This is a genomic window from Shewanella sp. UCD-FRSSP16_17 (assembly GCF_001675935.1).
In the GTDB taxonomy this organism is placed as follows: Bacteria; Pseudomonadota; Gammaproteobacteria; order Enterobacterales; family Shewanellaceae; genus Shewanella; species Shewanella japonica.
Genome location: NZ_LZFV01000024.1, coordinates 399,757 through 412,106, shown reverse-complemented (window position 1 = coordinate 412,106; position 12,350 = coordinate 399,757). Strand labels below are relative to the sequence as shown.

12 protein-coding genes are annotated in these 12,350 nt (G+C 41.6%); 4 read left to right on the top strand and 8 right to left on the bottom strand.

What is annotated here, in order from left to right; translation table 11 throughout:
* Positions 1 to 2 precede the first annotated feature (2 nt).
* The 4 genes from A9267_RS13305 (at position 3) to A9267_RS13290 (ending at position 4,150) form a co-directional block, all read left to right on the top strand.
* The gene (locus tag A9267_RS13305; protein ID WP_065109500.1) at positions 3 to 1,445 is read left to right on the top strand and encodes a DEAD/DEAH box helicase; all 1,443 of its coding nucleotides are present in this window, start codon (positions 3 to 5) and stop codon (positions 1,443 to 1,445) included.
* A gap of 207 nt (positions 1,446 to 1,652) precedes the next feature.
* A complete protein-coding gene (locus A9267_RS13300) occupies positions 1,653 to 2,432 on the top strand; it encodes a hypothetical protein (protein WP_065109499.1) in 780 nt (259 codons plus the stop codon).
* Between the two features lie 393 nt (positions 2,433 to 2,825).
* Positions 2,826 to 3,527, top strand: a complete 702-nt coding sequence (locus A9267_RS13295) for a DUF6445 family protein (protein WP_065109498.1) — start codon at positions 2,826 to 2,828, stop codon at positions 3,525 to 3,527.
* A gap of 176 nt (positions 3,528 to 3,703) precedes the next feature.
* Positions 3,704 to 4,150 carry a hypothetical protein gene (locus tag A9267_RS13290; RefSeq protein ID WP_065109497.1) on the top strand — a complete coding sequence of 149 codons (447 nt, stop codon included), beginning with the start codon at positions 3,704 to 3,706 and terminating at the stop codon, positions 4,148 to 4,150.
* An 82-nt stretch (positions 4,151 to 4,232) separates the two neighbouring features.
* On the opposite strand, the gene dbpA is transcribed toward A9267_RS13290, so the two are convergent.
* The 8 genes from dbpA to mpl all read right to left on the bottom strand — a co-directional run bounded on the left by dbpA (position 4,233) and on the right by mpl (position 12,194).
* Complete coding sequence (gene dbpA, locus A9267_RS13285; protein ID WP_065109496.1) at positions 4,233 to 5,636, bottom strand: ATP-dependent RNA helicase DbpA; 1,404 nt, start codon at positions 5,634 to 5,636, stop codon at positions 4,233 to 4,235.
* A gap of 149 nt (positions 5,637 to 5,785) precedes the next feature.
* Positions 5,786 to 6,661 (bottom strand): pirin family protein, encoded by an 876-nt coding sequence (locus A9267_RS13280; RefSeq protein WP_065109495.1) that lies wholly within the window; start codon positions 6,659 to 6,661, stop codon positions 5,786 to 5,788.
* A gap of 201 nt (positions 6,662 to 6,862) precedes the next feature.
* Entirely contained in the window at positions 6,863 to 7,462 is a 600-nt protein-coding gene (locus A9267_RS13275) for a class I SAM-dependent methyltransferase (RefSeq protein WP_065109494.1), read from the bottom strand.
* A 165-nt stretch (positions 7,463 to 7,627) separates the two neighbouring features.
* A complete protein-coding gene (locus tag A9267_RS13270) occupies positions 7,628 to 8,398 on the bottom strand; it encodes an ABC transporter permease (protein WP_055024875.1) in 771 nt (256 codons plus the stop codon).
* Entirely contained in the window at positions 8,398 to 9,333 is a 936-nt protein-coding gene (locus A9267_RS13265) for an ABC transporter ATP-binding protein (protein ID WP_055024876.1), read from the bottom strand. Before A9267_RS13265 ends, A9267_RS13270 begins: the two co-directional genes overlap by 1 nt.
* A 150-nt stretch (positions 9,334 to 9,483) precedes the next feature.
* Positions 9,484 to 10,014, bottom strand: a complete 531-nt coding sequence (hpt, locus tag A9267_RS13260) for a hypoxanthine phosphoribosyltransferase (RefSeq protein WP_055024877.1) — start codon at positions 10,012 to 10,014, stop codon at positions 9,484 to 9,486.
* A gap of 29 nt (positions 10,015 to 10,043) precedes the next feature.
* On the bottom strand, positions 10,044 to 10,715 hold the full coding sequence (locus A9267_RS13255) for a flavin prenyltransferase UbiX (protein ID WP_065109493.1): 672 nt from the start codon (positions 10,713 to 10,715) through the stop codon (positions 10,044 to 10,046).
* 78 nt (positions 10,716 to 10,793) lie between these two features.
* A complete protein-coding gene (mpl, locus tag A9267_RS13250; protein WP_065109492.1) occupies positions 10,794 to 12,194 on the bottom strand; it encodes a UDP-N-acetylmuramate:L-alanyl-gamma-D-glutamyl-meso-diaminopimelate ligase in 1,401 nt (466 codons plus the stop codon).
* Between the last annotated feature and the right edge of the window lie 156 nt (positions 12,195 to 12,350).

Here is a 12,350-nt window from a genome sequence, read left to right as displayed (position 1 = left end):
CTATGAGTTTTGCCTCACTAGGCTTAAGTACAGCAATTTTAAAAGCTGTTGAAAAACAAGGTTACGACACTCCATCTGCAATTCAAGAGCAAGCTATTCCAGCCGTATTAGAAGGCAAAGATGTCATGGCTGCTGCGCAAACGGGGACAGGTAAAACTGCTGGATTTACCTTACCTTTGTTAGAATTACTCTCTAAAGGTCAACGAGCAAAGCGCGGCCAAGTTCGTGCTTTAGTGCTTACTCCAACACGCGAACTGGCAGCCCAAGTTGCTGAAAGCGTCTCAACATATGGCACTAACTTACCGCTAAAATCGGCCGTGGTGTTTGGTGGCGTATCCATTAACCCTCAAATCTCAACACTAAGAAACGGTGTTGATATTTTAGTAGCGACCCCAGGTCGTTTATTGGATTTATGCCAACAAAAAGCGTTGAGCTTTAGCCAACTTGAAGTACTGATTTTAGATGAAGCTGACCGCATGCTAGACATGGGCTTTATCCGAGACATTAAAAAAGTATTGGCCATGTTGCCAAAGCAACGTCAAAACTTAATGTTCTCAGCAACCTTTTCTGATGAAATTCGTGAACTTGCTAAAGGCTTAGTGAACAACCCAGTTGAAATCTCAGTGACCCCACGCAACGCCACAGCCAACACGGTTGAACAATGTGTTTACGCTGTCGATAAAAGTCGTAAAGCTCGTATTCTAACTAAGCTAATTAAAGAAAATGATTGGCATCAAGTGTTAGTCTTTTCACGTACGAAACACGGCGCTAACCGTTTAGCTAAAAACCTCGATGCCGAAGGGATTAATGCCGTTGCTATTCACGGTAATAAGAGCCAAGGCGCGAGAACGAAAGCCCTAGCCGATTTTAAAGCAGGTAAAGCACAAGTTATGGTTGCAACTGATATTGCAGCTCGTGGTATCGATATCGATCAATTGCCATTTGTGGTGAACTTTGATTTGCCGAATGTACCAGAGGATTACGTTCATCGTATCGGTCGTACAGGTCGTGCGGGTGCAACAGGCTTAGCAGTATCACTTGTCAGTGACGAAGAGGTGAAGTTACTCCATGACATTGAAAGGCTCATCAAGCGTACTGTTGAACGTAAGCTCATTGAAGGTTACGAAGCTTGTCACGATTTACCTGAAGCAAGTTTAAAAGGCGGACATCGCACAGCGAATCATAAGAAGCCAAACCCAAATCGCCGTAAGCATGCCAACCAAGCTAACAAGCCAAAGCAAGGACAAGGGCAAAAACAAGGACAACGTCCTGCGCCAAAAGGCAATACAGATAAGCCAAGTCAGCGCCAACGCGCCCGTGCTCGAGCTGAAGCTGAAACAGCTCAAGCGGAAGGCAGTAAAAAGCCACAAAGAAGACGCCAAGGTCGTAATGACCAAACGGCAACTCAAGGCAAAGTCGACCCTTACGCGAATGCTAGACGCTAGATGTTAGCGCATTAGACGTTAAACATTTAACTTAATCAGTCACTAACACCTTGTCTTAAAGGCATGAAAGTACACCTTTCATGCCTTTTTTATTTGCCTGTTCCAGCGTTTGATTCATAAGCTTCCCTCCTCAATAAAGTTGCCAGATTAACGCTCTTCGTCCATCATAATGAATGAAAATTAAACAATTTCATTCATGGAAGATTTATGAAACATACAGGTTTATTCATTGTGGTATTGCTTTTAGCAATAGGCAGCCTATTTGTTGGCTTACAAATGGGTAAAAGTCAGCTGAATCAAGTTCAAACCAATCCACCTACCGCGCATAATAGTGATGAAGACGCTGAGCAAAATAATTCAGTTTCGGTAGCAAAAGTGATTGATTCTAGCTCAATTGATTTGGTTACGGAGCTAAAACAAGAAATCGAGCACCTGAAACAACAACTTAATGAAAAAAATACGCTGATTGATTCAATGAATGCCTCACTTGGCTTATTAGAGCAGCAAGTTGAACTTGCCTATAATGAGATCGATGAAGCAGGACAAGCGACATCACCTTTTCACCAAGAACCTGACGCCATCACTGCCGAGCAAGCCAGTGTATGGGTACCTGCAGCCTATGCCGATATCGTCTCCTCGCAACAAGGAGAAATGGTTTCCTTATTTAAACGCCATCATCAAGCGGAAATCGATCCCAATTGGGCGAATGAAAGAGAGCAAGCCTTGTTAGATTCTTTTGCTTTAAGTGAATATGCCGATATGGTGAACATCAGTGCTGTGAATTGTAAAACCACCACTTGCGAAATAAGAGGTATTGAACTGAAACCCAATGGTTGGATGCTCGCAAGTCAACAACTGCAAGGAAGTGAACTCGGCAACAATGTGAGTTCTTGGTCTTATCTTGCCAGTGCTAATGACGGTGAAACTCTGATTTATATGCTCTCAGAAGCTAAAGAAGCAGGCAGCGAAGGCGAGCAATCACAATAAAATATACCCACGTTGAATTAAACGAGCCTAGTCTCTTGAACAATAAGGGCTTAGCTCGTTGAAATCAGACTAAAGCCCAATATAAAAAACCAATTAAAACCAATAACCTCCACTCAACTTGATTTGAAACCTTATGGTCAAAACCACTCTCATGGCGCTGATGACTAACTCACTCAACGTTGCTTCAATCATGATCCAATAAAACGTCATTGACGTACAAACAAGTGAATTGAGCAATGCTCAACAGATGACAGCAAAGCTGTGAGTGATTTTGATGTCGTTTTACGACTAAGTTAAATACCCAATTCAAGTAAAATTAACCATACCACCATCTTAATACGTCAATATTCATGCGTTAGCGGGACGTCAATAATGTGAAGGAACACACTGACCATGCATCAGATCAATACAGAATTACAGATACAAGTAAACCCGATTCCACATTCAAACCATCTTGTATGGGTTATCGATAACTTTATCGCTGATTTTGATGCCCTAGTCCGTTACAGCAAAGAAAAAGCCTATTTTAATCCAGTAGGTGCTGACGGCACTTTGTTTCCAGGGGTGCGTGATGAAATGCCCAAACCCTATTATCAAAGCTTATCATTGCTCATAGACAAGCTCTCACAGCAACCTAATGGCGAACAATTTAAGCAACATAAAATAGCCAAATGCTGGCTTTCAAAAGTCACTCTTAGTCCCTTGCAGCTAAATGCGACTCAAACAATGCCGCACTTTGATTCATTATCAGCACATGACATGGCCGCAGTTCACTACCTAAACGATCAGCAATTAGGTGGTACTAACTTTTACCGCTACAAAGGTGCTGACACACTGCATTTATCTCAAGACGACAAAGACATAATTTTAAAAATGGTCGATGAAGTGAAGCAAGCAGCTGTGACACGTAATGGATATATTAATGACTCAGATGAGCTATTTGAGAAGGTATTCAGCATTGAAGCCAAACCCAATAGGTTAGTGATTTATTCGGGCAATATTTTACACAGTGCCAATATCACCAACAAAGTTGAATTTGATAAAAAGGCGCCAAATAATCGCACCTCAATCAACTCATTTTTTAGTGTCGCCTAAGCAGTGACTATCTTTGATCAAGCTGTAATGACCTTATGTGTTCGTCATTCACTAGTTTAATCTCATATCGATGATGAAATTAAACTTACTTAATAATAGCTAGTTCGATGACTAACATCCTAATAAGATTATATAAATGATTAGAAATTAGTTGGTTGAAAGGATGTCACCAAGAGATGAAGATTACCCGTTACGATACTCAATCACACCAACTTAATGGCAGTGTCATTAATGCAAATTACGACCGTTGGACGGGTCGTTTTACCCTAACAACAGATCTTATTCAGAACCAAAAACCGATCAATCATTCGCCTCCCTCAGCTGAAAACCAAGTGCTAGAACCCGTCAATATTAAACGGGTATTGGGTTCTAAAAATATCTTTTTAAATCCGTTTTCGACCATGATGTTTCGACTGAATGGAATTGATTATCTTGCGAGAGTAAGCTGGTTTGTCGTCTGGCGCTCAAGGATTTATCAAACAAAATTAGCCGCTAATACTAATCAATCAACGCTGAGTATTGAGGAATTATTGCCACGCCGACATAAGCGCAGCATTATTTTATGTAGTTATGTGGCAATGATAACCAGTATAAAGCTTGGAATGCTGTTATTTGTCGCTTAAAACAAATCGAGTAATGTAAAAAAGCGAGGATGATATGACTCATTCTCGCTTGTTGTTAGTCACAATTAATCGTGACCATTAATTATAAAAACCAAGCACGGTAAGTCTTACCTTTTAATCGTCCTTTGGTTATTTTATTCAATGCTTTTTTAGATGCATCACGCTTCACAGCAACAAATGAGCGGATATCTGTCACTTTAATCTTGCCAATATCAGCACCATTAATACCATTCTCACCCGTCAAGCCACCCACAATATCACCAGGGCGAATTTTATGCTTTTTACCTGCATCGATTTGAATGGTGATCATTTCCGCTTCAAGCGGTTGCTTATTAAGCACATTCATTGAAGGCAGTGTTTCACCATCAATTTCTTTACCGATAAGCTCTTCAATTTCAACCATTCTGTGACCATCAGAATGACTAAAGAAAGTGTATGCAGCGCCTTTACTACCAGCACGGCCTGTACGACCGATACGGTGAATATGCACTTCAGTGTCGTAAGCAATGTGATAATTAAACACCGCTTCTAAATCTTCGATATCTAACCCACGCGATGCCACATCAGTCGCCACTAAAATACGCGCACTACGGTTAGCAAAACGCAGTAGCATTTGATCGCGATCGCGCTGTTCTAAATCGCCATGCAAGGCTAAAACACTGAAACCTTGCTCAGCTAATGTGTCGGCCACTTTTTGCGTTTCACGTTTAGTATTACAAAAAACCACTGCACTTTCAGGCTGTTTCTCTAATAACAATAAACGTAACGCTTCTAAACGAGCTTGGTTGTCTTCTGTGTGATAGAAATGCTGTTCAATCGTATGATTATCATGAGTAGCCTCGACTTTAACCATCAGTGGTTTATACATGATTTGCTCAACAATTTGCTGAATTTGCTCAGGGAAGGTTGCACTGAAAAGCAGTGTTTGTCTTTCATGCGGCGTTTCAGCAATAATTTGATCAATATGATCTTGAAAGCCCATTTCTAACATGCGATCGGCTTCGTCTAATACCAACATATTCACATTGCTAAGATCTAAACGATTGCGATCTAAATGATCAACAATACGCCCTGGCGTACCAACAATAATATGTGCGCCATGTTCAAGCGAGCCAATTTGAGGCCCCATAGGCACGCCACCGCATAACGTCAGTACTTTCACGTTATGTATGCCACGAGCTAGCGTACGAATATCCTTGGCAACTTGATCTGCCAACTCACGAGTTGGGCATAACACCATAGTTTGAAYACGAAAACGTTTCACATTCAACTTATTGAGTAAGCCCAAACCAAACGCAGCAGTTTTACCTGAGCCGGTCTTTCCTTGGCCAATTACGTCATCACCAGCAATAATCGCGGGTAAGCTTTCTGCTTGAATTTGAGTCATAGACTCATAGCCCATGGTTTTTAGGTTATCAAGCAAATCTGGTTTCAGATTAAGTGATGCGAAAGCCGTATTAGCGGCCTGTTCAGTAGACTGACTCAAGGTGAATATCCTCTGATATCAAAGCAAAATTGGGATAATAGAAACAACTCGGCCAAGGAAAAATACCTTGGCCAAATGTTAGAATAGCTATTGTAGCAATTTTATCCGCTAATCGCTGACATTTATTTGAATATTACGTCATGAACCACTCAAAAAGATGACGCTATTTCACCAAATCGCCCTTGCTGATAATCATCAATGGCTTGATTGATTTCTGCTTGAGTGTTCATCACAAATGGTCCCATGTGCACAATTTCTTCATTGATTGGACGACCAGCCAACAGTAATAAGCCACTATCCAGATTTCCCGTCTGTAAATGAGTATTTCTCTCCGGCTCAATGACCACTAACTGACCTTGTTTAGCCACTGCTTGTTCGCCCTTGGTATCAATATAGGTAAGTTCACCTTGATAGATATAAGCACTGACACTGTGGTGTGCGGACAAATCAATATTGGCTTGGCCATTTCTCGATAACGTCACATCAGCAATAGCACCTTGACCCGCTAAACCTTGAATACTGGCCTCTATTGTTTCCTCCGAGTCTGTAAATTGCCAGTTTCCAGCCAGCGCTTTGAGTGAAGCGCCATGTCTGTTGCTCACCGTAGGATTAGGGTTACCTGCCGTGTCTTGATATATCGCTGGGCGCATCTTGTCTTTGGCTGGCATATTCAGCCAAATTTGAACCCCATGTAAGCCGTCATTAACATCAGCCAGTGGCATTTCCGAATGAATGACGCCGCTGCCAGTACTCATCCACTGCACATCACCACTGCGAATGGCTTTAACATTCCCTAGCTGATCACGATGCTCAAAGCCGCCTTTTATTAAGTAGGTAAACGTTTCAATACCACGATGAGGGTGAGGTGGAAATCCACCAATAAAATCCTGCTTGTCGTTTGACTTAATCTCATCGATCATTAAATAAGGATCAAAGCGAGTATTCATAAAGTCAGCCACTCGCTTGATATTAACCCCATCACCATCCATAGCTGGTCTTGCGGTAAATTTGCTTTTTACTTTCATCTTAAGTGTCTCTATTAAAAACGTTAAAGCCACTTTAGCAACTAAAATTTAGAATAAAAATTGCAATAAAACACACCTATCAATCGATTAAATCGAACGATATCTCTCTATGTAGAAATAAAAAGTCACTCTAGACACTAAAAAATGGCATGAATCGTCGCAGTTAAGATGAATATAGCGTAATAAGCCTTACTGAGTGATTTAAGGCTTTTCAATGATAAGATAGGTATGAATTTCAGGATATTGATCGAATTCAAGGTGCCTGACTACACAACCTAAAGACTGAAATAACGATAAAAAACCATTGGTACCTAATGATGAATAATACACCTCAGGTCCCATCACCGAATTGGTATGCGAGCCAGCTTCTGTTGTCCCACCAAACGAGAATATCAACACACCGCCAGAACATAATCCATTGACAATGTTGGTCAATACTTGTGTTTGCTCAGTCAACGGAATATGCCAAATGCTGTCCCAAGCAGTGATAAACATGTATTGTTCATCCAATGAATACTGGCAAATATCAGCATGAATAAAACGAACATCAGGCTGACGGGCTTTCGCAATATTAATCATTTCAGCCGACACATCTAAGCCTTCAGGAGCAAACCCCTCTGCTTTTAATAGTTTGATAAAACGCCCTGTGCAGCCACAACCAATATCAAGTGCTTTACCCTTGTGCTTAACAAAGCTCAGCGCTTTTTTATGCTGCGCTATGCCATTTTCAAGATTAAATGTATCGCTTGTCCAGCGATGCGTTATTTGATCATAAGCCTTACCAATATCTATTGGTTTCATCCGTGTGTTATATCCTTTTGTCTTTACCGTGACATCAAAACCTTGGCATCACATCAAAATCATCGCCATGGCAATAGTTAACTATCAAACCACTGTAATACATTCGTCATAAAAAAAGGACTCATAATGAGCCCTTTTAGCATAATATTTGATGGTTAACTTAGCTTAACTACGCAAGCCAATACCACGAGATATTAAGTAGTAAGCCACAAACCAAAGCGATGCACAAAAGCCTACCATGATGCCAATTGACAATGGCACACTAATATCTGCAAAGCCTAAAAAGCCGTAACGGAATACGTTAATCATATACACAACCGGATTTAATGCCGACACGCCTTGCCAAAAATCGGGTAATAAAGAGAGTGAGTAAAACACCCCGCCCAAATAGGTCAGCGGCGTTAAGATAAACGTGGGAATAATGCTGATATCATCAAAACTTTTTGCAAATACTGCATTAATTAACCCGCCTAATGCAAATAGCACAGAAGTTAAAAATACCGTCATTATCACAAGACCAACATGATGCAGGCTCAGGTTAACAAAAAACATAGCCACTAATGTCACAATCAAACCAACACTTAAACCACGAGCAACTCCGCCTCCCACGTAGCCAGCAATCATCACGTAATGAGGCACAGGAGCAACCATTAGCTCTTCGATACTGCCATGCATTTTGGCACTAAAAAATGAAGACGCGACATTAGAGTATGAGTTGGTTATCACCGACATCATAATGAGGCCTGGCGCGATGAATTCCATATAAGATACGCCGCCCATTTCACCAATGCGGTTACCAATTAAGTTACCAAAAATCAGAAAATATAATGTCATGGTAATCGCTGGCGGCACTAATGTTTGTACCCAAATACGAGTAAAACGATTAATTTCTTTCGTTAATATACTTTTAAAGGCAATCCAATATAGGTGCTTCATTATTTTGCCTCCTTGGCTTTTTCAACAAGCTCTACGAATAACTCTTCAAGACGGTTGGCCTTATTTCGCATCGATGAGACCTCGATGTTTGCCTCTGAGAGTTTGGCAAATAAATCATTAAGATTGTGAGCTTTTGCCACATCCACTTCTAACGTGTGCCCGTCAACAAGGCGGCAGTTCATATTGGGGATTTGCGGCGCGGCTTCAATATCATTACGTAAATCTAAAATGAAGGTTTCAACATCCAATTTACTTAGCAAGCTTTTCATACTGGTGTTTTCCACCAGCAAACCTTTGTCAATAATACCAATATTGCGGCATAACATTTCAGCTTCTTCAAGATAGTGCGTGGTTAAAATAATCGTCACACCTTGGTTGTTAATATCTTTTAAAAACTGCCACATAGAGCGGCGTAGCTCGATATCAACTCCAGCTGTAGGTTCATCTAAAATCAGTAACTTCGGCTCATGCATTAATGCTCTGGCAATCATTAAGCGGCGCTTCATGCCACCAGATAAGGCTCTAGCTTGACTGTCACGCTTTTCCCACAAATCCAGTTGTGAAAGGTATTTCTCGGCGCGCTGTAACGCGACGGCACGGGTAACGCCATAGTAACCCGCTTGATTCACCACAATTTGCAGCACGGTTTCGAACTGATTAAAATTAAACTCTTGCGGTACAAGGCCAATACACATTTTGGCTTGTTCAAGTGTTTTATCGATATCAAACCCAAACACCTTGACGCTGCCAGCGGTTTTTTGCACTAACGAGCTAATCACCCCGATGGTGGTCGACTTACCGGCACCATTGGGCCCTAACAAAGCAAAAAAATCACCTTGTTCAACGGTTAAACTAATTCCTTTAACGGCTTGGACACCGCTTTTATAAGTTTTTTGCAGGTTTTCGATCACCAAAGCATTGGTGCTGTTACTCATTGCTATACCTCTAAGCTGTTTGTTAAGACGAGTGATTACACTGGCATTGTATTATCTATGACGTAATGTAACTAAAAAAGGTGCAAATATTTTCTAACGCCCAAAATAAAACTCCCGCCTAAAGCGGGAGTTTGCACACAAAGGGTTACATTAATCTAATGGAACCACTTTTGCGATATAAGGCAGGTTACGATACTGCTCAGCATAATCGATACCATAGCCAACAATAAACTCATCAGGAATGGTAAAACCGATAAAGTCGACAGGAACATCCACTTCACGACGTTCAGGTTTATCCAATAATGTACATAGTGCTAGGCTTTTAGGCTCACGCAATAATAACATGTCACGTACTTTATTTAGGGTGTTACCTGAATCAATCAAATCTTCAACAATCAATACATCGCGATCAGCAATCTCAGAAGAAACATCTTTTAAGATTTTAACGTCACGTGAGCTTGTCATTGCGTTGCCATAACTTGAAACTGACATAAAGTCGATTTCAACATGGCCTTTAATACGGCGACATAAGTCAGCCATAAAAACCACAGACCCTTTCAATAAGCCGACCATTAACAAACGCTCGCTGTCTGCGTAATGGGCATTAATCCTTTCAGCTAATATATCCAGTTTTTCGTTGATTTCTTCTGCAGAAATCATCACTTCGGTTGTGTGTTTCATATTACTCTCAATTGTCGTGACTTTCGGACTTAATCATTGGCTTCGTCGCGAGACTTTTGTGTGGCATAACCCCAACGATTTGTCAGCCCATGTTCAATACCCAAATGATCTAGAATTCGGGAAACCATGAAGTTTACCAGATCTTCTATCGATTGGGGATGGTGATAAAAACCTGGCGCAGCAGGCATGATAGTCGCGCCATGACGTGTAAGGCTTAACATATGCTCTAAGTGTATGGCACTAAAAGGAGTTTCCCGTGGCACAAGGATTAATTGACCACGCTCTTTAATGACCACATCAGCTGCTCTTTCTAATAAATTATTGCTCATTCCGGTAGCGACAGCTGCTAGGGTGCCAGTAGAACAAGGACAAATCACCATTTGTTTAGGTGCAGCGCTACCTGATGCGGGTGGTGAAAACCACTCATCTTTACCTAACACCACCAGCTCACCAATCACAGAATCTGTCATTTCAAAATGCGCTAATAACTGCTCACGTGCTTTTTCAGGGTTGGCACTTAATTGCAGCGCTTCTTCAGTAGCAAGTACCACTCGTGCTGCGCTTGAAATCATCAAAAATACTTGATAATCGGCCTCAAGCAAGCATTGCAATAGCTTTAAACCATATGGCGCACCTGAGGCTCCAGTCCATGCAAGGCTAATGGCTTTGGGTCTTTTGTTGTACTGCGTTGTATTACTCATAAACTCTCTAAATATAGCTAAGTGTATCTCGCTATTTATACGTTCAGTGCACGCTTATGGATGCCTTAAAATGGTTATTTAAGCTAAAGCGCTAATTAATTTCTGATGAATACCATTAAAGCCGCCATTACTCATAATCACAATGGTGTCACCCGATTGAGCCAGTGACGAGACTGCGTTAATAATATCTGTAATCTCAGTCATCACAGTGACAGGAATACTGGCATGATTCATATTGGCACTCATGTCCCAACCAATATAGTCAGCTTGGTACAAAAACGCACAATCTGCCAGTGCCATTGAAGCGGCTAAAGTGTCTTTATGTACCCCGCTTTTCATGGTATTTGAGCGAGGTTCTAAAACCACAATCAATTTACCACTGGCGTTATCCGCTTCACCCACTTTAGCTCGCAGCCCTTGCAACGTGGTAGCAATGGCTGTGGGATGATGAGCAAAGTCATCATAAACAGCAATACCACTCACCGTATCCAGTAGCTCCAGACGGCGTTTAGGCGGCGAAAATTGAGCTAACGCTTCAATAGCTTGTGCTGGTAACACACCAACATGACGCGCTGCAGCAATTGCCATCACGGCATTTTCAATATTATGCTGTCCCAGTAAGTCCCAATTCAAAATACCTTGAGATTCACCATCAAACATCACTTCAAATTCGTGACCATCTGCTGCAATGGTATTTGCATACCAACCTTTGCCAGCTTGTTTACCCGCTGTACTAGTCGCATAAAATAGCTCTTGCTCACTCCAGCAGCCTAACTCAATGACGTCTTTTACAGCCTCAACCTCAGCTGGCCAAATGACTTTGCCTTCACCAGGTACTGTGCGAATAACGTGATTAAACTGGCGCTGAATCGCCCCTAAGTCGGCAAAAATATCTGCATGGTCAAATTCAAGGTTATTAATCACCAATGTGCGAGGTCGGTAATGGACAAACTTAGAGCGTTTATCAAAAAAAGCACTGTCATATTCATCTGCTTCAACCACGAAAAAAGGGGAATGACCTAGCCTTGCTGACACACCAAAGTTTTGCGGTACGCCACCAATTAAAAAGCCCGGTTCGTAACCACAATATTCAAGCACCCATGCAAGCATACTTGAGGTTGATGTTTTACCGTGCGTGCCAGATACCGCCAGCACCCAGCGATTTGGCAAAATATATTCAGATAAGAATTGCGGTCCAGAAGTATAGTTAATACCTCGATTCAATACCGCTTCGACACACGGGTTACCGCGGCTCATCGCATTACCAATCACAACAACATCGGGCTGGTTTTCACCCTCTTTGCCCAATTGCACCGGATCAAAACCTTGGATAAGTTCAATTCCTTGCTCTTCAAGTTGGGTACTCATTGGCGGATAAACATTGGCATCACTGCCAGTCACTTTGTGCCCCATAGCACGGGCTAATAACGCAAGGCCGCCCATAAAAGTGCCACAGATCCCAAGAATATGTACGTGCATGTTGTTGCTCTTGTGAAAAAATTAATGGCTTATTCTAAAGCATTGTGACTGTAATTGTCAGGTGACAATAACAAGCTTTAATCTTGCATCCCATTCAACTGGGCAGAACGGTCCATTGTTGATATTTTTGCATAGTCATTTCGACTCATTCGGGTT